The organism is Runella zeae DSM 19591 (genome assembly GCF_000423565.1).
Classification (GTDB): Bacteria; Bacteroidota; Bacteroidia; order Cytophagales; family Spirosomataceae; genus Runella; species Runella zeae.
On sequence record NZ_KE384037.1, the window covers coordinates 308,165 to 331,606 of the forward strand.

The 23,442-nt window shown below is 42.2% G+C and carries 15 protein-coding genes; 3 read left to right on the forward strand and 12 right to left on the reverse strand.

Going from position 1 to position 23,442, the window contains the following annotated elements:
- Nucleotides 1-129: 129 nt before the first annotated feature.
- From G563_RS0122160 to G563_RS0122175, 4 genes are all read right to left on the reverse strand, one after another.
- Nucleotides 130-1,635, reverse strand: coding sequence for a RagB/SusD family nutrient uptake outer membrane protein (locus G563_RS0122160; RefSeq protein WP_028667240.1), 1,506 nt, complete (start codon nucleotides 1,633-1,635; stop codon nucleotides 130-132).
- A 28-nt stretch (nucleotides 1,636-1,663) separates the two neighbouring features.
- Complete coding sequence (locus G563_RS0122165) at nucleotides 1,664-5,092, reverse strand: TonB-dependent receptor (protein ID WP_028667241.1); 3,429 nt, start codon at nucleotides 5,090-5,092, stop codon at nucleotides 1,664-1,666.
- A gap of 268 nt (nucleotides 5,093-5,360) precedes the next feature.
- On the reverse strand, nucleotides 5,361-6,449 hold the full coding sequence (locus G563_RS0122170; RefSeq protein ID WP_028667242.1) for a FecR family protein: 1,089 nt from the start codon (nucleotides 6,447-6,449) through the stop codon (nucleotides 5,361-5,363).
- 57 nt (nucleotides 6,450-6,506) lie between these two features.
- On the reverse strand, nucleotides 6,507-7,097 hold the full coding sequence (locus G563_RS0122175) for an RNA polymerase sigma factor (protein WP_028667243.1): 591 nt from the start codon (nucleotides 7,095-7,097) through the stop codon (nucleotides 6,507-6,509).
- A gap of 239 nt (nucleotides 7,098-7,336) precedes the next feature.
- Between G563_RS0122175 and G563_RS0122180 the strand changes: the two genes are divergently transcribed.
- A complete protein-coding gene (locus tag G563_RS0122180) occupies nucleotides 7,337-8,071 on the forward strand; it encodes an EcsC family protein (protein WP_028667244.1) in 735 nt (244 codons plus the stop codon).
- A gap of 142 nt (nucleotides 8,072-8,213) precedes the next feature.
- Complete coding sequence (locus tag G563_RS0122185; protein ID WP_028667245.1) at nucleotides 8,214-9,245, forward strand: hypothetical protein; 1,032 nt, start codon at nucleotides 8,214-8,216, stop codon at nucleotides 9,243-9,245.
- Between the two features lie 22 nt (nucleotides 9,246-9,267).
- Here G563_RS0122185 and G563_RS0122190 read toward each other — a convergent pair whose 3' ends face one another.
- Complete coding sequence (locus tag G563_RS0122190) at nucleotides 9,268-9,885, reverse strand: response regulator (RefSeq protein WP_028667246.1); 618 nt, start codon at nucleotides 9,883-9,885, stop codon at nucleotides 9,268-9,270.
- 16 nt (nucleotides 9,886-9,901) lie between these two features.
- Nucleotides 9,902-11,878 carry a tetratricopeptide repeat protein gene (locus tag G563_RS35570; protein WP_084650941.1) on the reverse strand — a complete coding sequence of 659 codons (1,977 nt, stop codon included), beginning with the start codon at nucleotides 11,876-11,878 and terminating at the stop codon, nucleotides 9,902-9,904.
- A gap of 200 nt (nucleotides 11,879-12,078) precedes the next feature.
- On the opposite strand from G563_RS35570, the gene G563_RS0122200 reads away from it, so the two are divergent.
- A complete protein-coding gene (locus tag G563_RS0122200; RefSeq protein ID WP_028667247.1) occupies nucleotides 12,079-12,525 on the forward strand; it encodes a hypothetical protein in 447 nt (148 codons plus the stop codon).
- Between the two features lie 99 nt (nucleotides 12,526-12,624).
- On the opposite strand, the gene G563_RS0122205 is transcribed toward G563_RS0122200, so the two are convergent.
- The 6 genes from G563_RS0122205 to G563_RS0122235 all read right to left on the reverse strand — a co-directional run bounded on the left by G563_RS0122205 (nucleotide 12,625) and on the right by G563_RS0122235 (nucleotide 23,427).
- Nucleotides 12,625-13,194: a hypothetical protein gene (locus G563_RS0122205; protein ID WP_028667248.1), complete on the reverse strand. Its 570-nt coding sequence runs from the start codon at nucleotides 13,192-13,194 to the stop codon at nucleotides 12,625-12,627.
- Between the two features lie 395 nt (nucleotides 13,195-13,589).
- Nucleotides 13,590-14,480: a hydroxypyruvate isomerase family protein gene (locus G563_RS0122215; RefSeq protein WP_028667249.1), complete on the reverse strand. Its 891-nt coding sequence runs from the start codon at nucleotides 14,478-14,480 to the stop codon at nucleotides 13,590-13,592.
- Nucleotides 14,481-14,487: 7 nt separating this feature from the next.
- Entirely contained in the window at nucleotides 14,488-17,193 is a 2,706-nt protein-coding gene (locus G563_RS0122220; RefSeq protein WP_028667250.1) for a c-type cytochrome, read from the reverse strand.
- Between the two features lie 181 nt (nucleotides 17,194-17,374).
- Nucleotides 17,375-18,883, reverse strand: coding sequence for a RagB/SusD family nutrient uptake outer membrane protein (locus G563_RS0122225; RefSeq protein ID WP_028667251.1), 1,509 nt, complete (start codon nucleotides 18,881-18,883; stop codon nucleotides 17,375-17,377).
- A gap of 72 nt (nucleotides 18,884-18,955) precedes the next feature.
- The gene (locus G563_RS0122230) at nucleotides 18,956-22,051 is read right to left on the reverse strand and encodes a SusC/RagA family TonB-linked outer membrane protein (RefSeq protein WP_028667252.1); all 3,096 of its coding nucleotides are present in this window, start codon (nucleotides 22,049-22,051) and stop codon (nucleotides 18,956-18,958) included.
- Nucleotides 22,052-22,494: 443 nt separating this feature from the next.
- On the reverse strand, nucleotides 22,495-23,427 hold the full coding sequence (locus G563_RS0122235) for a sugar ABC transporter substrate-binding protein (RefSeq protein ID WP_028667253.1): 933 nt from the start codon (nucleotides 23,425-23,427) through the stop codon (nucleotides 22,495-22,497).
- Nucleotides 23,428-23,442: the final 15 nt, after the last annotated feature.

Below are 23,442 nucleotides of genomic sequence, written 5' to 3' on the forward strand. Positions count from 1 at the left end.
AGGCAGAAGCATTTTGTAAATGACGGATTATTTTAACAACTCTTAATAAAGAGTTAAAAGAAGGCTTTATACCGTAAGCACGCCATAAAACATGCTTACGGTATCACTACTATCTACTTATTTATAAAACTAATAACCCGGGTTCTGCTTCAATTTGCTGTTGTTACGGATTTCGGCAGTAGGTATTGGGAACAACAGCTCTCGTTCTTTTAATACCGGTCCGTAGGAGAATTTGTGCCCTACATAATCTTCAAATTTACGGGTACTTACATTAAATGCTTTGCGCAAACGCACCATGTCGTACCACGTAATGTTTTCAAAACTTAACTCATACCAGCGTTCGCGCCAGATAGCTTCGCGGAGTTGTTCTTTCGACAAACCAGCCAAAGCAGGCAATTCAGCTCTTTTACGAATCGCATTGACAGCTTCATATACAGCCGCCGAGGGCCCTCCGACTTCATTGGCGGCTTCGGCATAAGTCAACAACACCTGAGCATAGCGCATTACAGTCCAGTTTAGATTGCTACTTGTGGTAGAAAGTTGCGCTTCTGTATCGAAGTGTTTGTAAAGATAATAACCGCCCAAATCACGGGTTTTGGTACGGTCGCTACGCAGCGAAAACGTTTTATAATAAAATTGTTTTTCTGCTACGCGTTTATCACCTTGTTCGTACGATTCCACAAATTCTTTATTGGCAAAAATTGCTCCTGTTTCGTCGGTATAAGCCGAAATTCCTTGGTTATAAGGAATGATAGACGTTTGCCAATTGGAAGGCAAAATGAAGGCCGCAAACTGTACCATGAAGATATTCTCGCCGGTGTTTTTCTTGGCGGGATTGTGGAGGTCATCGTACGAAGGAAAAAGACTATAACGCCCTGATTGAATCACTTCTTGCGCCTTGTCAGCGGCTTTTTTATAATATTCTGCTCCTTTTTGAAGAGGATAGCCAGCCATTGTTAAATAAACACTCGACAAGAGCGACTTGATCGCTCCCAACGACACCCGTCCGGTAGCATCGGTATAGGGTAGTCCTGAAGATTCGGCCTCCACCAAATCTGCCTCAATGAGCTTATAGACTTCTTCTACGGGTGCTTGTGGCGCGTACAAATCTGCCGATTTCAAATCCACGGGTTCTTTGATGAGCGGAATGCTTCCAAACATCCTTACTAACTCATAATAGTACAACGCCCGCAAAAATCTAGCTTCGCCCAAGTAGCGTTTTTTGGCGGCCTCGTCCATATTGATGCCAGGGATTTTGGCAATGGCCAAATTTGCGTTGGCAATACCACGATAATGGTTGGTCCAGTAGGTAGCACCGTAGCCATTATCAGAGTTGTTGACCAAGTTTCTAACAAAAATACTATTTTGCGCTTGTCCTAGCTCGGTATTGGCCAAACCTGTGGCAAATTCGAGCATCATCCAAGGTGCGCCATTGAATCCTCCCCCTAATACGTTTCTAAGGTTTTCATAAATGGAATTGACCACACTTTCGGCGTGTTCGGGCTTCGTAAAATAGTTTTCCATGGTGAAATTGGAGCGGTCGGGTTCTTCCAAAAACTCCGAACAGCTGCCTGCCGAAAAAAGCAGGGTGCCACAAATCGCCAATCGACTGAAAAATTTTATATGGTATTTCATTTGAGTTTACTTTAATGTGAATCAACGATTACAAACCTATGTTTAGCCCCACCATGAAAACGCGAGGTTTGGGATAAGCATACAAATCAACCCCTTGGTCAAAAGCCGAGCCCGAAGTAGAAACTTCTGGGTCATAGCCTTCATACTTAGTGCTCAGGAAGAAGTTTTGTACCGAAGCAAATGCCCTTAACCGATTGAGATGAATTTTTTCGATCACCTTCGTAGGGAAGCGATAAGAAAGCAGCAAGTTGCGACCTCTTAAGAAAGAGCCATCACGTACGCGGTCGGTGTCGTTGTTGGTATTATAACCTGCCGATACAGGTCTGAGCTGAGCGAGCGGTGTATTTTGATTTTCGGGCGTCCATGCATTCAATACAGTCTTGAAGCTATTGGCGATACCGGTGCGGTCTTCGGCGGAGTGCTTACTTCTAAACAACACATCGTTGCCATACATAAACTGCAAATCTACGGTAAGCTCAAAATTGCGGTGAGCCAGTGTATTGATTAAGGTTCCGAATCCATCAGGGATTCCTTTTCCGATAATAACGCGGTCGTTGTCGTTGATACGACCATCTCCGTTCACATCTTGGTATTTGATGTCACCTGGCTTTTTCAGATATTTGGCCGCTTCTGATTCTTCATTCAAGCTCCAAGTACCTTGGTGTACAAATCCAAAAAACGAACCTACAGGCTGTCCTTCACGGATGATTGTAGAACCATTGAAAATATCTGCGCCACCTGTGAGGGCAATTACTCTATTTCGGTTAATAGAAATATTGAAAGTAGAATTCCATGAGAAATTAGGGCGCGCAAAATTGACGGTATTGATACCCAACTCTATCCCACGGTTTTCCATGCTTCCTACGTTTTGGCTAACGGTCGTAAAACCGCTACTCGACGGTACGGGTGCGCTCAGAAGCATATCGGTAGTAAGCTTACGATACACATCGGCTTCGAGCATGATGCGATTGTTGAAAAGCCCTATTTCTACCCCAGCATCCACTTGGGTGGTTTTTTCCCAGCGTAAATCTGGGTTTGCCAAGCGGTTTACGCCAATCCCAATCTGACGAGCATTATTGAAAATCACTGAATAATTGCCCAATCCTGCCAAGGCTTGGTAAGCGGTGATTTCGGAGTTGCCCGTAACGCCAAAGCTAGTACGCAGTTTTAAATTGGAAACAAAAGGCAGATTTTTCATAAAATCTTCCTCTATCACCCTCCATGCCAAAGCTGCCGACGGAAATACCGCATAGCGATTGGCCGAACCAAACTTAGAAGACCCATCTATACGTCCCGTAAAGGTTAGTAAGTACTTTTCCTTTAAGTTGTAGTTAAAACGCCCAAAATACGAGTTCAAGCCATACGCACTCACTCCCGACGAAGGTGCCAAGGCTACCGCACCTGCACCAAGATTGTTGAACTGAAAATAGTCATCTTGGAAACGCTGTGCACGCGCTACCGAATTGAATCTATCTACGTGCTGCCAAGCAAGCCCCAACAAGGCATTGAGCGAATGGTCTTTGTTTATCTTTTTGTTGTAAGTAAGATAGTTTTCAAACTGCCAAGAATTGTGGCGTTCATTGGTAATGGAAGCATCACCGCCCTGATTACGAGAGATATAGTTGAGAGTCCGTCCACCGTAGTAATCTATTCGTTGATTGATGATGTTGGTTCCGAGGGTAGTTCTTAGCTCCAACCCTTTGGCTAAGTTGATATTGGTATAAATATTACCCAACATCGTTTGGGTTTTTAGATAATACAAACGCTCCGTAGCCACGTGGATAGGATTGCCACCACCTTCCATACCGGGATAGTCTTCATTACCACCCCAGCGGCCATCAGGGTATTTTACAGGAATGATAGGCAGCGCTTCTAGTACCTGACGCATCGCGATGATTCCACCGGCACCGAGCGGGTCTACTTGGCTTTCATTTTGGTCATTGTAACTCAAGCTACCACCTACTTTGAGCCATTTTTTGATTTGACTATCCATCACAAAACGTCCCGAAAAACGTTTGAGCCAAGAGCCTTGCATCAACCCGTCTTCGTTGCGATAACCAAGGTATAGGCCAAAATTATCTTTGGAATTTCCGCCCGTAAAAGAAAGTTGGTGATTTTGGGTAAATGCCTTGCGGAAAGCCTCATCTTGCCAATCGGTATCGTATAGGGGTTTGCCGTTGGCATCAAATAGCAGAGGATTAGTGCGTTTGGTTTTAGGATCTACGTATTTGCCACCAGCCCAGCCTACGGGGTCGTATTTTTGGGCATTGGCATAGGCGATTTCTTCCACCCGCAAAAACTCCGCCGAGTTGAGCAACGGGATTTTGCGCGGAAGGGTACCAATACTAAAATCTGTATCATAACTTACGCGGCCTCCATCTTGGCTACCACGTTTGGTGGTCACCAAGATAACACCATTGGCGCCTCTAGCTCCATAAATAGCCGTGGCCGAAGCATCTTTCAATACTTCTATGGAAGAGATGTCGTTGGGATTGATGTAATCGATAGGGGTACTACCATTTCCCAAATCGGTTGCATTCAAAATCACACCATCGATTACATACAGTGGATTGTTGGCCACACTTACCGAGGTATTTCCTCGGATACGGATATTAGCTCGCCCACCCGGACGCCCTGAATTGACTGAGACATTGACCCCCGTGATACGTCCCGAAAGAGCTTGATTGAGCGAAGCCGCAGGGCGCTCTTGAAGCGTTTCGCCTTTCACCGTTCCTACGGAGCCCGTTAAATCGCTTTTACGCTGCACTCCATATCCGACCACTACCACTTCTTCCAACGACTTGGTATCTACTTTTAGAGAGACATTGAGCTGAGTCTGATTTCCTACCGCCACTTCTTGGGAAAAATAACCCAAATAGCTAAATACAAGAATAGAGTTGTCGTTGGGTACTTCAATATCAAACCGCCCCTCTGCGTTGGTAGTAGTACCTCTAGTAGTACCCTTTACAACTACACTCACCCCCGGCAAGCCAGCGTTGTTTTCGTCGGTTACGGTTCCATTCACCCGCTTGGCAAAAGGCAGCGTTCTTACTTTCGGAATAGTATTTAAAGATGAATTAGGAGTCTCATTTTCTTTTTCACGACTCAAAATAATCTGATGCCCCACTATCTCATAACGCAACTTTAGGGGCTTAATGAGTCGCCCAAGCACCTGAGCTAGAGGTTCATTGGAGGCAATAAGCGTCACTTTTTTATCATACGGAAGGGCTGCTGGGCGATAGGCAAAACGGACTTTGGCCTGTTTTTCTAAAGCCGAAAGTGCTTTTTTAATTTCTTGATTTTCGACATGGATGGTCACTCTTTGATTGAGTATCTCTTGGGCACTAGCCACACGAGCTAGTGATACACCCGTAAAAATCACCGCCAGTAGGCATTGTATCAGTGAAATTTTCATAAGGTGATACACGAAGGGTTTGAAACGTACCTTTTTTTTCATTAGATTTGATTGTTTTTGTTTAAGAATTGAGCAAAAACTCCTCCTACACGTCTTACCAAAAGACGCTTGCTGATCGGCCAAAATCACAAGGAGGCGGTGGCATCAGTAGTGGTCCTAACACTGCTGATGCTTTTTAATTAAAAGAGTAAGGGGTTTGAAGTCATAAAATCAAATGAGCATTAAAGGTTTAAGAATAGTTTTATGATAAGCACACTGTTTATCCAATAGTTAAGTACTAATGTTTATTCAGGGCATAGGTTAGTAGTCTTTAGCACTCTTTACTGTAAATGATGATTTGCCCGTCGATAAGTTTATAACTGGCATCCAGCACTTTACAGATTACTTCCAATTTTTGATATAAATTTTCGTCAGTCAAATTAATCGTCAAGGTGCAATTCTTGATAATCTCTTCATCAAATAACACTTCTACACCGTAGGCTTTTTCTAAGGCCTCAAATACCTTTTTGGCAGGGGCAGCTTCAAACACCAAATGAGCCACTTCGGCAGGTGGTAGCTGTAGAGCTGGCACCTCTACCAACAACTTACTGATGGTAGCTTCTTGACGATCAAATACCGCCTTTTGATTAGGAGTAAGTACTACTCCCGCTACTTCAGGATCTTTCTCCGGATGGGGACGATCAGCATATACCGACACTCGGCCCGTTTTGACGGCCACTGTCACATTAGGGTCTTTTTGATAGGCCTTCACGTGGAAGCTCGTCCCCAACACCCTAGTAACCAAACCATTGGCAAAAACCAAAAAAGGACGATTAGGATTTTTTTGTACGTCAAAAAAAGCCCCTCCTACCAGATGCACTTCCCGTTTTATTTTTCCAAATTCGGTGGGATACTTCAATCGGCTGTTTTTTTCTAGCTGCACAATGCTACCATCAGACAGCTGTATGAGCATGGTTTTGTCGGCTCCATTGACAGCCTCTACCCACTCAGGAGCAGCCACATACGGCGTTGCCATAGGCGATACAGTACGGTGTTCGTCATAGCCACTCCACCATATCCACCCTGCCCCAAGCACTACTACCACCATAGCCGCCACAAGCCACACACGGGGATTCCACCGATTGGAAGAATGCGCTATGACAGGTGTTTCGAGGCTATTGATTGTGTTTTCGATACGCCACCAAATATGGTGCACCGACTTCGCTGCATCAGGTGTAAGATTGAGATGTTGAAGCCCTCCAACCAAGCGCTTTGCTTCTTCTACATGATAGTAGCGCTCGGGATAATCTCGCAAAAAATTTCTCCAAAAAGTTTCGCTCTCCACCGTCGGCGCACAAACCCACTCCTTGAAGTAGTCGTCGGCGGCAAAGTCTTCGGCAGTATATTGATAATAGTTCATCGGGTAAAATGTAATAAAGAATAGGAAAAGGGTATGGATATAGTATTCTGACTTCGATTAGAAAATATGGTTCATACCTACGGCTATCAATACTGAAAAAATGCGTACTGTTTCGCGCAGGGTTTTGAGGGCGGTGTAGATAAATCGGCAAGCTGATTGATAATTAACGCCCATGATATGGGCTACTTCTTCGTTAGAAAAATGATGCGTATATCTCAAATCAATGGCCTGCTGCTGACGCGGACTTAGCATTCGATAGCCTTCTCGGAGCTGGCGGAGCATTTCTTCATGACCTTCGCTTTTGATGAGTTGGTTTTCGATAAAATCGTCTTCTTCGGTGGTATCTATTTCTCCAACATCCGTAGCTTGATAAAATACATCGCGCTGCTGTACCCGAGTGATTTTGTTACGCAGTGACCTAAACAAATAAAACTTGATAGAATCTGTTTCGCTGAGATTGCCACGGCTTTGCCACAACTCAATAAAAAGGTCATGAATACAATCTTCTATCAATTGGACATTGCCCGTAATTTTGTAACCATAGCTTACCAAATCTCGGGCATACAACTCATAAATACGCTTAAACGCACTACGGTCACCTTCACGAAAAGCATTCCAGAGAGTAGTATGTAGATGATTTGGTATCACAAAACAATAAGGGTAAAATAGTATAAGGGTTAGAAATAAATGTATGCGTATCTTCGTATTGAGACAAACGACCTTCCTATATACTAATGGCACAGATTGTGTTTTTTAATCCTATTTTTTCTAAAAATTTTTTAATTTTTTTATATCCTTATTACGTATTGGTATATTAACCATCATTTTAAAAACACAAATCAGTGATTTACAAAGCTTTATCAAAACACAAAATCGCGCTTTTATTTATGACCCCTTACGAACAACTCGCCCTCAAAGAACTTAAACAATGGCAACGTCAAATGCTCAGGAAGCCTTCGGCGGTCAATCGGCTTGCCAAATCGGTACAGACTTGGGTCAACAATCTTATCCCTGAGAAAATCCATGAGGTCATTACGACCACCATCAAACAAATGACCCGCGCTGTTTTGTTTGGAGCCGAATTCATCACTCCTCAGCCTAGCCCTGCTCCCACTTTCGAATTGCGCGAAGCCGCTGTTTTCAAACGTATCACTTTTTACAAAACCGCCGGTGCTGCTGAGGGTGGTGTAGCTGGAGCGGGAGGCTTCTTATTGGCGATTGCCGACTTTCCCCTATTGCTTAGTATCAAGCTAAAATTACTTTTTGACATTGCAGCTCAGTATGGCTACCCTATCGACGACTACCGTGAGCGCGTTTATATCCTACACATTTTCCAATTGGCATTTTCGAGTCAGCAGCGCCGCAAAGAAGTTTATTTACAGATGGTAGATTGGGAACAAAAAAGCAAATTATTACCTGAAGATATCCACGCTTTCGATTGGAGACAATTTCAACAAGAATATCGCGATTATATCGACCTTGCCAAAATGGCCCAACTTATTCCCGGAATCGGCGCAGCGGTAGGCGTGGTGGTCAACTATCGTCTTATCGACAAACTAGGTAAAACCGCTATGAATGCTTATCGAATGCGGTGGGAAGAAACAACTAAGCAATTAGCCTAAAAACACGATTCCATAAATTTGGAGACCGCTTACTCGAAAAACTTTTAGTCTATGCTTCCTTTTTTCTAGTTTAGAAATCCAGCCACACTTACGCTTCTGGCACGAGATTTTTTACTCTTTATAATTCTAAAAAATAGTCTGTATGAAATTAGATAAAAAAGAAGCTGCCACCCTCAACAACGCTATTCAACATTGGGTAACTACCCAAACTATTTCCCCAGAGTTAGCAAGCAAACTACGTAATTCTTACGAAATCAAGAATTCCAACGTCGATACCATCACTTGGTACGCTTTTATTTCGGCAGTTTCGTGCGGTTTATTGGCTTTTGGAGCCTTGGTCATTGATGAAAAATGGATTGAACTCCTACGCAAGCAATGGGAGTTTTCGGAAGCAAGCGTGGGCATTGTATTCACTTTGATAGCGGGGACGTTTATTTACTTAGCCCGAAAAAGATATTTAAAAAATCCTCATTCGCACATAAGCAATGAGTCTTACACCATCACGATTGCCCTCAGTATGGCGGTGGCGATTGCGTATTGGAGCCGAAGCTTTGGGCTCTTAGAAGATTCGCATTATGGTTCGTCTTTGTTGATAGCTACGTTGACGTATGCGTTAGTGGCTACTTTTTTACCTTCTAGTCTTCTCTGGACCGTTGCTTTGTTTGCATTGGTAAGCTGGTGGGTGGCCCAAACCTACCAATGGTCAGGTGGTCATTTTAGGTTTGCGGGCATGAATTATCCACTTAGTCTGACGTTGGTGGGGTTATTTATTTGGGGAAGCTCATGGGTGATTGAAAAAATCAAGCCTCTTTATTCGTTTGAGCGAGTTACGTATGTATTTGGGCTTATTTTGTTTTTGTTGGCAGCTTGGCAGCTTTCTATTTTTGGCAACTACGATGATTTTGAGCGCTGGTCAAATATCAAACAGCAAACCTTGTGGTATTGGGCTGTAGGTTTTACGATTGTGATTGTTGGACTTACGGTTTATGCCTTCAAAATCAAAAACGAACTGCTTCGTGACATATGTTTAGTGTTTTTCTTGTTGAATATTTATACGCGCTATTTTGAGTATTTTTGGGACCGTACCCACAAAGGCATTTTCTTTTCTATCCTAGCGCTGTCGTTTTGGTGGGTAGGAAAAAAAGCCGAACAATGGCGCAGTCAGGAAAAATAATTGGGCTTTTTGGGTTCTACTGTTACTCTTCTAAAAGTCCTTGCTGGGCCGCGACTTTGATAAGAGAAGCGGTGTTTGATACCCCAAATTTCATCAACAAGTTTTCACGGTGAGTTTTTATGGTTGTAGGACTCACAAAAAGTTTATCCGCAATTTCGACATTGGTCATACCATCAGCAATAAGTCCAAGAACTTCTTTTTCACGACGAGTCAAAAACGGCACTGTTAATGACTTATCAACGACGGTTTCGCTCATAGTTACATTCATGAAATAGCCTCCCTCATACACTTGCCTAATCGCCCTGATGAGTTCATCTTTGGAAGAGCTTTTCATTAGATACCCTACTGCGCCATTTTGCATCATACGCCCAATAATAGTGCGCTCATTGGAAGTAGTAAGTGCTATACACTTGATATTTGGCCACTTTCCTTTGATTTTTTTACATAATTCAATGCCATTGACATCTGGCAAATTAATATCCAGAAAGGCAATATCAATATTGACCTTTTGGAGGATTTCAAAAGCCTCAAAGGCATTAGCAGCGGTGGCTACTACCTGTATGTCGTCTATGCCATACAAGAGTGACTTGAGTCCTTCTACGACAAGTGGATGGTCATCCACAATAAAGACATTAATCATAAAAAAGCGGACATTATTAAACTTGGATTTCTATCAAGATTGAGGTACCTTCATTAGGTTGACTTTGGATATCTATCGTGCCTCCTAAATAAGCCACTCGATTTTCGACATTAGTCATACCCGCACTTTTATGACGGTTTATTGTGGCCGTGTCAAATCCTTTTCCATTATCTTCTACCGTAAGATGAATCACACTTTCTTGTTTTACTAATTGCAGATAGGCTTCAGATGCCTGAGCATGCTTGAGGATATTGTTGATTAATTCCTGCACTATGCGGTACAATATGACTTCTGTCGAAGATTCTAATCTTTGGTCTATTCCCAAAAACTGGTATTTGATTCTAATCTGTCTTGTTTCATTGATATCTTCACAAAAATCCCTCAGTGAATCAGGTAAGCCATATTTTACGAGGGTTTCAGGCATCATACTATGGGCAACACGCCTCATCTCATTGATAGCACCGTCTAATTGGTCGAGTACGCGGCTAAATAGCCCCACACTAGCTTCTGGCAAAATAAAATTTCCTCTCACTTGATTTAAAGTTAGTTTGACCGTTGTCAGAATTCCTCCCAATCCATCGTGTAAATCTCTTGCCACGCGCGTTCGTTCTTCTTCTTGTCCTTTTAAGATTGAATTGGTGGCTAATAGTTGTCGCTCTTTTTCGAGTTGTTGTATTTCTTTTTCTTTTAAAAGAGTTTGCTGTTGGGCTATTTTACGTTGGTTTGAAAGGTTTTGGTATCCAAATCCAATCACTACTGCCAACAGCAGCATTCCTCCTAACAAACTATATATCCATGCTCTCTGATACTGTTTATCTTTTTCCAAAGTTAGTATTTGATTTTCTTTTTGAGCTGTCTGATATTTGGTATCAATTTCGTTGAGTTTCACCTTGGTTTCTTCTGCTTGGAGACTATCATTCAACACCAAATACTGGGATAAATACTCAAATGCTGCTTTATCATTAGCTAGTTGATGATATACTTCTGCTAATCCTTGTAGGGCATTTTTTTGGGTTTCTAGGCGATTGCTCTTTTGGGAAATCAAAAGCGCTTGCCTAAAAAAAGGCAAAGCTTGTTTAAACTTTCTGAGTTTTTGGTAGCACTTTCCTATACTTAAATACGCACTTACTTCATATGCTATTTTTTGGGATTGTTGGGCGTATTGAAGCATCATTTTATGACTCTCCAGTGCTGCTTCAAATTGTGATTTTTCAAAAGCAATCTCTCCTAGTGTACCATAATATCGCATATAGAGCACAGGGCTTTTGATTTCATTTACAATCTCTTCTACTGTAGATAAGTACGCCGAAGCGCTATCTAGTTGATGATTTCTTATAAAAGCATTGACCAAAAAAATGTAAGAGGTAGCCAAATCACTATCTCTTATATTGGCATTAAGCCGCGTGTCAATTCCTTTTTTGTTGTAATAAATAGCTTTCTCAAATAGCTTTTCTTTACTGTAAAGTCCCGCAATGCTTACATACAGATTCCCTACGGCTACATATCTTTCAGGAAAGGATGTGGCATTCCAGACTTCAAGCGCTTTTAATTTTAGCCCTACGGCTTTTTCAATATCACGCTTTTCTTCCGCAATCTGACTAAGATTGGCAAGGGCAGTAGCTACTCCAAGAGGTGCTGTATCTTTTGCACTTTTTTGAAAGTAATCATGGCTTTTTTGAAAGTATGCTTCTGCTTCCACAAAACGTGAAGTCTCTAGATATAAAATACCATAACCATTATAAATATGCCCCAAGCCATAATCATATCCATGTTTTTGACTAAGCTGCAATCCTTCCTTGAGCAATTTGAGCGCTTCGGAAGTATCTGAGTTCATGATTAGCATTCTTGCCAAATCGCCAATGATATGAATCCGAGAAGTATCGATTTTCTCGGCGGCAAGTTGTTTTCGATACTCATCAATATAAGCCTGCTGTGCCCACAATACCCGTGAACAAAGCACTATCATTATGAGAAGGGCAAAGGTGTTTTTCATAAAATAGAGGCAGTCAATTTCCCTCTAATTTAGCACCGTAAAGTTCTGAAACAAAACCATTTAATAAAATCCTCCAAAAGGCAGATTTTATTAAAATCCGCTTTTTAGAGGATTGACTTAAGCGTTTCGTAAAGCCTAGTTTTGTAAGACTATTTGTAGTGTATCTTCAAACGCATTCATCCTTTCAATGAATTACTACTATGAAATCCTCTTTCAAATTCTGCTTTGTAACTATCGGATTGATAGTACTGCTAGCATCCTGCAAAAAAGAAGACCCAGAGCCTATTTTGGCTGATCAAATGGCGGGTGAATACAAAGGTACCTATTATACCGTAGGTGGTACAACCCGCGTAAATCTGCCTGCTACCAACACCTCTGGTGTAACAGCGACCTCAAAAATTAGTGTCATCAAAATCAGCGATGAGACAGCTACTTTTAGAATTACGTTTACCCTCACTGATAAGGCCGGCAAAAGCAGTGATTCATTTTCTACTCACGAAAGTTTAACGCTAAAAAAATCTTCTTCCGGCGAAATAGAAGGATACCAAGGCACTACTAAACTCGCTTCTTTGATAAATGGAGAATTGGGAGTTACTTTTCCAAATGCTGACCCAAAATCTATAGTGGTTTTTTATGGAAAAAAATAATTAATACGTTTCATTAAAAACACTAAAAAAGGCGTGTCTTCGGAGTTTTATCTCTTTCTGACACGCCTTCTATATCTGATTTGGAAACTAGCGAGTTTATTATTCTTCAGTCAAACGAGTTGATACTGAATGATTTTTCAAGTCTGTAGCTTTGATGTAAGTATCTACTACTACGCTTGTTTGGATATGCTCATCGCTGATAGGCAAAGCAGCCATCCATTTTGTCATATTTACTTTCAAAGCAGGAGTTTCTACGTTTTCATCTACGGTAGGCAACGAAGCTACTAAAGCTTTAGGGTTGATGCTATTCAAAGAAGGTATCTCCACATTTTCATCTACGGTAGGCAAAGCTGCTACCAAATTTCCAACGTTTCTCAAAGTAGGCATTTCTACATTTTCGTCAACGGTGGGTAGAGAAGCTACCAAAGCTTGAGCATTTGACCATGTGATGCTTGGTTGTACATTTTCATCTACGATAGGTAGAGAAGCTACCAAAGCAGCTCCATTTACATGTACATAAGAAGCAGTGGTATATATTTCAAAATCTTGAGTAGGCAACGAAGCTACCAATTGAGTAGCGATTTCTGTTTGGTTTTTTCCATTCTGAGCTTCTGCAATAGTGCTCAATGTAAGAAGGCTTAAAGCGGCGGTGGCAAATAGAGTTTTCATGATTTAGTTTTGTCTTAAAGTTGGCTGTATTATTTATTGTTTTTGGCTGTTATGTCGTGTTTGACTCTACAAAAGTGGCAGCTATTTCTGGGGTAAAAAAGGGAATTAGGATGAAGCGTTGTTTTTATAGGGTGAAGCACACTAAAATCGGGTTAAACGGAAGTATATTCTAATATATTCTTTTTTAGTCCTAGATACACCCAAAAAACAATATAAAACAAACAAAAATAACTACTTTTGCAAAATATTATTTTGATTAAATTAATCCAACATTTACATAATATGGCATTCAGAGAGATTAATATCATACCTAACCTTTTGAAAAATCGCTCAAAAACAAAAACGGCCTTTGCTTTGGAAGCAGAGGCCGTTGAAGTATAACTACTCAAAGCATATCAAGACACATCACAAATCTGGAAAGCTTGCTTCAATGAAGCGATTGGGTCGGGGCGTTTGGGAATAAATTCTTGCCCTACAAAACCCTGATAACCCGTATCGGCGATAGCCTTCATGATAGCGGGGTAGTTCAATTCTTGTGTGTCATCGATTTCGGCACGACCAGGTACACCGCCTGTGTGATAATGACCAAAATACATATGATTTTTTTTAATGCTGGCGATGATATCTCCCTCCATGATTTGCATATGGTAAATATCATACAACAGCTTAAAACGCTCCGAACCTACCCGCTTACACAACTCAACGCCCCATTCGCTATGGTCGCATTGGTAATCTTTATGATTGACTTTGCTGTTGAGAAGCTCCATAATCATCGTCACTTTGTGCTTTTCGGCAGCGGCCATGAGGCGTTTAAGACCTTTGGTACAATGTTCCAAGCCTTCTTCGTCCGAAATACCCTTACGATTTCCTGAAAAACAGATAATCGTATTGAGACCTGCTTCTACAAGTTTTGGAAAAATCGCTTCATAACTAGCCACCAATTCATCATGGTAGGCGGGGTTGTTGAAACCTTTTTCGATACCCATACCCGCGCCATTGGGGAGGGCGCACGTCAGACCGTATTGTTGAATAATAGGCCATTCTTTAGGCCCTTGCAGCTCTATCGACTGTATCCCTATAGCCTTGGCTTCTTTGCAAAGGTCTTCGAGGGGGATTTTGCTGTAGCACCAACGGCACACCGATTGCTTGATGCGGCCATTCAATACCGGACCTAAAGCTTGGGCAGAAGCCGCCATAGCTTCTGTAAGCGAAATAGGGGCAGCCAGCAAAGCTGTACTGCCCACTATTGATTTGAGTGCCGAACGGCGAGATGAAACTTCTGCCATAAGGAGATTATTTATCGCCGCTTTTTGTTTCGGTTTTGGCGGCAAAAATTGGATTCTTTTCGTTTCCACCCGCCATCAAATAAGCCATCAAGTCTTTTAATTCTTCTTCGTTGAGGCTATTGATGAGATTTCCGAACATAATCGAAACAGGAGAGTATTTGTGAGAAACTACATTCTTTTTCGGAATTTTCACCACTGTTTCGGGCTCGTAGGGGTTTTGAGATACATAATAGGTATTAGCATCTTCGTTGGTCAAACGACCCACAATCGACTGCCCATTTTTAAGCGTAAAATGCGTAGCAGCATATTGGTCAGATACCGCTTTGCTTGGGTCAATAATGGCCTCTAGCATATCCTTGGCTGAGAAGCGAGTACCTAGTTGGGTCAAATCAGGACCAATACTTCCACCTTCTCCACGCATACTGTGGCAGCGGTTACAAGTGATAGCTTCGTACATATTTTTTCCGTTTTGGAAATTGCGGTTGGTCAAACCTGCTTCAAGGATAGGCAAAGCATTGTCCATTTTCCAGTTTCTACCAGGGCCTTTTGGATAGGTGATTTTCACAAGATCATTACCTGATTTGCTCAGCAATTCCCCACCCGAAAGTTTGTCATAATAAGCCACTTTGTTTTCAGGTACATTTTTCAAAGCTAGTTTGCGAGCTCTGTCAATAAACCCAACGTAGCTACGTCCACCTTTGTAGCTAAATGCTTTATAAAACCACTTAAAGTAACGCTCATGCAACTCGGGGGTCCAACCTTTTTTAGCCAAACTCAACATAGTCGCATAATAAGTCTGCTGGGCGGGAGGCATGTTTTTCAACATATCGGCAATATCCAAACCATACTGCGGATTTCTCATAATCAACTCAGCAGAGGCCGTCGCGGTAGAGCCTCCAGCGGTAAGATTGGTAGGTTGCTCTTTAGCCTCAAGAAGTGCTAATGTCTTAGGAATCACCCCAGGAGCTTCCAAATAAATCAAAGCTTTGCTAAGAGCCCGATTCAAATCAGCTCCTGTAGCAGGGTAATACGGACTCAAATAAGCTGCGATTTGGGCATTTTGAGCAGCATCAGGCTGTCCTGTTCTTAAAAATACCAATTCAAAAGCACGCAAAATATCCAATTGCTGAGATTCTGACAATGATTTAAAATTGACATTGAGCAACGATTTAATCATTGCACTTTTGTTTTCAGGTTTGCCTTGACGAGCCAATGCAATAATCGCATTGATAGAAATGATAGGATCTTTTTCGCTCAATGCTTTGGCTTCCCACTCGGCCACGGGCTGATGCTCTACCGCCAATCTAGCTGCGTAGCGAATGAAGCGGTCAGGGTGTTTTAGGTAAGGCCATGCAGTGGCAACAGCCGCAGGATTAGGATCTCCATGAAAACGCTCTAGGCTTCTTCTCAATTCATTTTCTTTATTGATAGGAGCCGCCGCTACAGGGGCAGTATTCTCAGTTCCATTGTAATACACGCGATACATATCGGCCTCCAATCTACGACCACCTGTCAAGAAGTACAAAGCACCATCAGGGCCAATAACTCCATCAGTAAGTGGAAGTGGAATACCCGACAAAAACTCCTCGTGCTCAGCGGTGTATGTAGAACCAGAAGGCTTCAAGTGAATTCCGTGCATGATACCGAAGCTCCAGTCAAAAGCCAAGAGTGTTCTTTTATATTTAGCTGGGAATTTGGCGTCTTTAAGGTGAATCAAGTTGGTAGGCGACCCCTGTCCGATGTTCATTACAGGAGGCAAGTTGTCGGGGAAAGTAGCCGACCATTTGCTATTTCCAGTACGCCATCCCCATTCGCTAGCACTTGTAGCATGACAAATACGCGTAGGGCGATACCAAGGTAAACCAAAATCCCACTCCATATCAGCATCATACACAAACAAATCTCCTACTTCGTTGAAAGCCATATCAAAGGCATTACGATAACCAGCACTGATCAACTCCCAACGCTTTCCTTCAGGGTCGAGATTGGCAATCCATCCACCCGGTGCCATGCGGTCGTTGGCGTGGCCGCGTGGGTCTTTGATAAGTGGAAAAAGGTTATCTTCTTGCCAATTAGAAGGCAGGCGGTAAGCATCCATTTTAGGCACATCGGTGTGATTTCCAGCAATTACAAAAAGCGATTTTTTATCGGGAGATAAAATAATGCTGTGAGGACCGTGTTCGCCTTCTCCTACCAATTCCTTGATTAAAGTAATTTTGTCATACTGGTCATCATTATCAGTGTCTTGTAAGCGATACAAACCACTTCTTCTGGGAAAAGTTTTGTTGTTTTTGCCATTGTTAATCATTACGTAAAGGCTATTAAAAGCATACAGCAAGCCATTGGCATAGCCCATACCGATAGTATCGACCTCGGTACCTTTTCCAATTTTCAACGGCTCCACTGAAGTAGGCTTTGTGCCTTGTCCAATCGCCGGAATTACGATTCGATACAAGGTACCATACTGATCTGATGTAATCATCCGGCCTTTGTCGTCAAAAGTCATTGCTACCCACGAGCCCTGTTTGTTGTCGGAAGGGCTATAGAGGTGTTCGGCCACAAAACCTGGTTGAAGCTTTAATTTTTCGGTTTTGGGGTTATCGCGCCCATTGATAGCGGGCTCGGTTTTTTGAAGAATCGTAAACGAAGCTCCAAACACAAAAAGAGCCGCAATCACCAAAAATACGGAGGAAAAACGGTGTTTAGGATACATAACTTTAGAATTGATAAGATAAAATTTGCTGATTAAAATCCCTTTTTTAGAGGCACTTTTAGGGAATAAACTCACCGTTAAAAGCGCATATGTCAATTGTTTTTACTCAACTATTTTAGGAATAGGCCACTTGCCTCCTGAAAAAGTTCGGGTCAGTCTTTTCTGACTGACCCGGCTTTATTTAGAAGTTAGGACTTAAGTCAGCCTCTGCCGCAGGAAGTCCGTAATAAGGACTTATATTGGTAAAGGCATCGCCCGGTACAAATCCCTCAGCAGGGAAATAATATCTTGCTTTGTTGGCTTTCACGCGGTCGCCGTAGGCTTTGATTACTGTCTCTAAACGACCCGTACGCACCAAATCGTGCAGACGTTTTGACTCAAACGCCAACTCTACACGTCTTTCTTTGTATACCAAATCACGCATGGCAGCTTGGCTACCTACTGTAGCATTTGGCAAACCTGCACGAGTACGTACTTGATTGATAAACGGCAACGCGTCTGCCAATTTATTTTGCTCAACCAAAGCTTCCGCCAAAAACAACAATACTTCCGAATAGCGATAGATAGGCCAGTTGGTTCCGTGGTTGTTGTGCAAAGCGTGTGGTTTCGCATATTTTTTGATGTATGGAAAAGTTTTGTTGGCATGCAAAGCTCCCGACAAAGTAATGTACGCAATAGTCGCATCTTTGCGAGCATCTCCTGCCTCATAAGCTTCTATTAGGTCGGGAGTAGGAATATTGTTGCCTTCTCCTGACAAAGGTTGAGGGTTGGTAGTACCAGTAATAGTCACCAGCTCATTAGCCGCAATCGGGAAAGGAATCATGCTATAGAGGAAGTTACCATTAAGTCCTTGTGAGCCTTCCAAAAATTGTACCTCAAATACCGATTCTTTGTTGTTTTTATTGCTAGTGCTGGTCGAGAAAGCATCGGCGTAGGTTGGCATCAAGCTATACTCATTGCTTGTTACTATGGCACGAAGCTGTGTTTCGGCTTCAGCCCACTTTTTCTGGATGATGTATGCATTTGCTAACAACGCACGCGCTGCTCCTGAAGTAGCACGACCCGCTTCCTGAGCTGATTTTGCAGGCAATAATCCTACAGCTTCGGTCGCATCTTTGATGATTTGATCATACAACTGACTAGCTTCGGCAAGAGGAGCAGCTGCTTCCGAACGATTGCTTACGGGCGTCAATTGAAGCGGAGCACGGTTGAAGTAACGCGCTAACTCCAAATAAGACAATGCTCTCAAAAACAAGGCTTGTCCTTTTACGTTTTTCTTGGTCGCATCCGGAATCGTAGCCGCATCTATAAGCGCCAAAATCTGATTGGCACGAGCAATGATAAGGTAATTTTGGCGATACGCTGTCAGGACGTTTGAATTGGTAGTGATTCCATTGGCAGTAGGTACGTTAAAATCAGCCAAGTTAGACTGGTTTTCAGTAGCTCCAAACAAGATGTTACGCACATACCTTGCATTGTCGGAGTGCTGCTCAGCCAAATAGTGCGAGTTGATATTGTGAAGCGTACGCAAAGGAGCATAAGCCCCATTGGCAGCTTGTATAAAGTCTGACTCGGTTTTGAAGAAAGTAGCAGAACTCAACGCAGTCTCGGGTACTACCGTCAGGAAGTCGTCGCTACAGCTAAATGCTCCTAAACTTAAAGCAATAGAGAATATGATTGATTTTTTCATTTGTGTTCAATGTGTTTAAGTTGATTTAACTTGATTAGGCTCAGAAAGAAGCTTCAGTCAAAATCGACTTTTTTAGAAATTAAAGTTTACACCAAGAGTTGAAGTACGTGGCACAGGATAGTTAAATAAGTCTACCCCTGGGCTCAAGTTACCACCGTCACCAGCACCATTTTGTTGGGCACTTGTTTCAGGATTGGAGCCACCCCAGTATTTGGTGAAAACAAACGCTTGTTGGATTGATGCATACAAACGCGCAGAACGGAACAGCTTGTTAGGTTTGTTGAAGGTATAACCTAACGTGATGTTTTTGATAGTAAAGAAAGACGCATCGGCTACGAAGCGGCTATTTTGCCAGTCACGCTCGATACCCGTTACAGTACCTCCACCTACAGTAGTACCATAGAATCCTTTGCCGGGATTGGCTTCTGAGCGCCAACGGTACTTCACTTCTCTGTGAAGGTTAAATACCCCATCAAGGTTGGCAGTACTATACAAGTGGCGCACCCAAAGCTGATTGCCTTGCGAACCAGAACCTACCACACTAAAGTCAAAATTACCATATGATAGGTTGGTAGTGATACCATAAGTAAATTTAGGGAAAGGATTACCCAAAATAGTACGGTCATCTTTATCGCCACCGTTGGTCAAGACACCATCACCATTTACATCTACAAGCTTGATACTACCTATGGTAGAGCGCCCAGGTACTACTGGAGAATTTTTAAGGTCTTCCGCATTTTTGTATACACCATTTGCTAAGTGTCCATAGAATTGACCAAATGGATAACCCACCCGAGTAATGTGGTGCAACCCATACACACGGTCAATACCTTCGGCAAGGGCAATTACCTTGTTGCGGTTGAAAGAAATGTTGGCATTGGCATTCCATTTCAATTTGCGGTCGATGATACGAGAATTCAACGAGAATTCGTGTCCCCAGAATTTAATTTCACCAATGTTGTCATTGAAGTTACCAAAGCCCGACTCTTGTGGGATTTGAACGGCGTATAACAAGTTGGTGGTATTTTTGAGATAGTAGTCATAAGTAAATTGGAAACGGTCATTGAGAAAGCCCAAGTCAAATCCTAAATCTATCTGACGGGTAGTTTCCCAACCAAGATTTGAGTTAGCAAGCGAAGATACCACCGCACCAGCCGCTACGTTGTTTCCAAATGCTACGTTTACTGTATTGTTAATAAGGGCATATTGGGTATAGTTACCGATGTTATTGTTACCTGTTACTCCTATACTAGCTCTCAATTTAGCAAAAGAGATAACACCGTACTGTTTCATAAAATCCTCATCAGATAGCACCCAACCTGCTGATAATGAAGGGAATGTACCCCAACGATTGTTTGAACCAAAACGAGAAGAGCCATCACGACGAATAGAAGCCGTGAAGAGATATTTGCCTTTGTAGTTGTAAGTCAAACGAGAAAGCAAAGAAGTAAGTCTCCATTCTTGTACGTTGCTATTGGTACCACCGCGGTTGATATTGATAGCTCCTTGAATAGTTGGAAGGCGGTCGTCAGCATACGTATCTGCTTGAATACGGCTTGTTTCTCTTCTATAACTTTGGTTGGTATAACCCGCCAAAAGCTCAAAGTTGTGATTATTAAATGACTTAGAGTAAGTAGCCAAGTTTTCGTTCAACCATCCAAGGTCGTCGGTATATTCCCGAATTGTATTGGCCGTAACAGGAATAGCCGTGTTGATGGCGTTGGTAGCAGTCGATGGATTGAAGAAGAAGAATTTTTGATTGAGCAATTCTACGTTCATCGACGATTTGAACGTCAAACCTTTGATAGGGCTATAAGCTACAAAAGCATTTGAAAGTAAATTCACTTGACGAGTTTCGTTGACGAGCTCGTAAGCCGCTCTTACCCAGTTAGGATAAGCGAAGATGTTACCAGTACTTGAAGGAAAACGGTTGAAAAGCGTCAACTCACCTTTTTCGTCACGGATAGGCATCACCGGCCAAGTGTGGATAGCATTAAACAAGATACCAGTCCCACGGTCTCCGTCGGTACGAGGTGTATTGTCAAACACGTAGTTAGGTGCAATGTTTACACCTAGGGTCACTTTGTCCGATACTTTGTACTCAGAGTTTAAGCGAAGTGAGTAGCGTTGATATTTGGTATTGAGTACTACCCCTTGTTGATTAAATACCCCTGCTACTACCGAAGTATTTACTCGGTCTTTATTAGACGTCACCGTCAAGTTGTAGCTTTGTACGGGAGCACGACGCAGAAGAGCATCATACCAGTCGTTGTTTTTGCCTTCATATTGAGAAGGGTTTTGAAATTCTACAGGTACAGGACTTCCTTGGTCTTCGTAGTATTCTTTTTTAAATTGCGCAAATTCTACGGCGTCCATCATTTCAAAACGGCCTTTTTTAGGCACTACCTGCGTTCCAGTAAAGACATTTAAACTTACGTTGGTCTGACCCGACTTCCCTCTTTTGGTAGTGATAAGCACTACACCATTGGCAGCTCTCGAACCATACAATGAAGTAGAAGCCGCGTCTTTCAAAATAGAAATATCTTCGATTTCGTCAGGGTTGATAGCGCCGATATTACCCGTAATAGGGAAACCATCAATTACGTACAGAGGGTCACTACCCGCAGTTACCGAAAGCTGACCACGAATACGCACGTTCATCCCCTGTCCAGGACGGCCCGTGGTTTGGTTGATTTGTACCCCCGCTACTTGCCCTTGAAGTTTTTGGGCAATCTGTGAAACAGGAATATCTTTGATTTCTTTAGACGTAATGGTCTGAACGGCCCCCGTTACTTCTTTTTTCACTTGACTACCGTAGCCTACTACTACGATTTCGTTAAGGATTTTGTTATCAGTACTCAAAGTCACATTGAGCGTTGACTGATTACCCACTTGTACCTCTTTGGCCGTGTACCCAATGTAACTAAACACCAAAGTGGCACTCTCGGCCACATCTAGTTTATAGCTCCCATTTCCGTCAGTGGTTGTACCTTTGGTAGTGCCTTTTACAGCCACACTTACCCCCGCTAAAGCTTCACCTTCTTGACCGGTCACTTTTCCTTGGACCGTTTTTTGAGCAAAAGATGTGGAGGAAAAAAACATCACCAGTGCCAAGATAAAGCTTGACCCCCAAAGCCCCCTCTTAAGTAGGATAGATCTTTGTTCCATTTGTTAATAATTTAAAGGTTAAAAGTAGATAGATAACAATCTCATAGAGTTTTAAAAAAGTACCATAAATCCATAAGATTATACAAATATTTGAAACACTCTCAAAACAACTATCCTATGCCATCCTGTAAGAATGACATTCTACCCATAAATTGTACAAGTAAGTAATAAAGAAAAATTGAGGCTTTAAGGAGAGACCTATATGTAGAAGCACAAGCACATATTTCAAGTGACCAAATCAGACACCTAATACATTAATAATCAATAACTTAATCTATTTTTAGATATTTATTATCTCTTCCTATTCTAGGCTAAATCAGATATAAAAAGAGGGAATTATTGAGGGATAGAGAAATGTAAGATTTTACGAAAAATTATTCTGAATATATTTTCAAAAAACACTTTGAAACCTATGTACTTGTTCAAAACATAGGTTTTAGAAGCTACTTCGCAAACTGCGCCACGTTTTCGGCCGTCACCAGTTGAAAAGGAATCAAAACTGACTTCTCATAAGCTTCTCCCTTGGCTATTTTTACAGCCGTTTCTATGGCTTTTGCGCCTTGTTGTTGCGCATTTTGGAAAACTGTAGCATTGAGGGTTCCTTTCTTTACCGCCTGTAATGCATCAGGAATCGCATCAATACTCACCACAATTACTTTATCTTTTAAACCAGCATCGGTAAGTGCTTTGACGGCTCCCATACCCATTTCATCGTTTTGAGCAAATACCGCATTGATCTCCTTACCATATGACTGTATCCAGTTTTCCATCAAAGCCATAGATTTAGCGCGATCCCATTCGGCTGTTTGGTGTGCTAGGAGTTTGAGATTAGGATATTGTTTCAAAATCTCACGAGCACCTTGCTCTCTTTTAATCTGAGCTGCTTGCCCCATATAGCCATGCATCATCAATACGTTTCCTTTCCCGCCGAGTTTTTCGGCAATGTATTTCATAGCGATACGCCCCGATTCTACATCATCTGACCCCACAAAAGCCGAAGGTGTGGCTGTAGTCTCAGAATTGACATTGATAATCGGGATTTTGGCCGCTAGTGCCTTAGTTACGGCAGGCGAACTTGCTTCTACCTCACAAGGGTTCATCACAATCACATCTACTTTTTGAGCAATAAAACTCTCAACCTGCTCAATCTGCTTCAGGGCAGAGCGTTCGGCATCAACAGTGATAAGCTCTACGCCCAGCTCTTTGGCCTTTTTTTCCATTTCATCACTCACATTTACGATAAACTCATTTTGCATACTCAACATCGTCACTCCTACGGTCAGTTTATCGCCACTGCTTTTATCTTCACTTGAAGATTGATTACAGCCTCCTAAAAACGCTACTAAGACCAGCAAACCCAAACTTATATTTCTCATCTTGAATCAATTAAT

Coding starts and splice junctions, on each gene's coding strand:
- G563_RS0122160 (WP_028667240.1), bottom strand. CDS start 1,635: ATGAAATACCATATAAAATTTTTCAGTCGATTGGCGATTTGTGGCACC.
- G563_RS0122165 (WP_028667241.1), bottom strand. CDS start 5,092: ATGAAAAAAAAGGTACGTTTCAAACCCTTCGTGTATCACCTTATGAAA.
- G563_RS0122170 (WP_028667242.1), bottom strand. CDS start 6,449: ATGAACTATTATCAATATACTGCCGAAGACTTTGCCGCCGACGACTAC.
- G563_RS0122180 (WP_028667244.1), top strand. CDS start 7,337: ATGACCCCTTACGAACAACTCGCCCTCAAAGAACTTAAACAATGGCAA.
- G563_RS0122185 (WP_028667245.1), top strand. CDS start 8,214: ATGAAATTAGATAAAAAAGAAGCTGCCACCCTCAACAACGCTATTCAA.
- G563_RS0122190 (WP_028667246.1), bottom strand. CDS start 9,885: ATGATTAATGTCTTTATTGTGGATGACCATCCACTTGTCGTAGAAGGA.
- G563_RS35570 (WP_084650941.1), bottom strand. CDS start 11,878: ATGAAAAACACCTTTGCCCTTCTCATAATGATAGTGCTTTGTTCACGG.
- G563_RS0122200 (WP_028667247.1), top strand. CDS start 12,079: ATGAAATCCTCTTTCAAATTCTGCTTTGTAACTATCGGATTGATAGTA.
- G563_RS0122205 (WP_028667248.1), bottom strand. CDS start 13,194: ATGAAAACTCTATTTGCCACCGCCGCTTTAAGCCTTCTTACATTGAGC.
- G563_RS0122215 (WP_028667249.1), bottom strand. CDS start 14,480: ATGGCAGAAGTTTCATCTCGCCGTTCGGCACTCAAATCAATAGTGGGC.
- G563_RS0122220 (WP_028667250.1), bottom strand. CDS start 17,193: ATGTATCCTAAACACCGTTTTTCCTCCGTATTTTTGGTGATTGCGGCT.
- G563_RS0122225 (WP_028667251.1), bottom strand. CDS start 18,883: ATGAAAAAATCAATCATATTCTCTATTGCTTTAAGTTTAGGAGCATTT.
- G563_RS0122230 (WP_028667252.1), bottom strand. CDS start 22,051: ATGGAACAAAGATCTATCCTACTTAAGAGGGGGCTTTGGGGGTCAAGC.
- G563_RS0122235 (WP_028667253.1), bottom strand. CDS start 23,427: ATGAGAAATATAAGTTTGGGTTTGCTGGTCTTAGTAGCGTTTTTAGGA.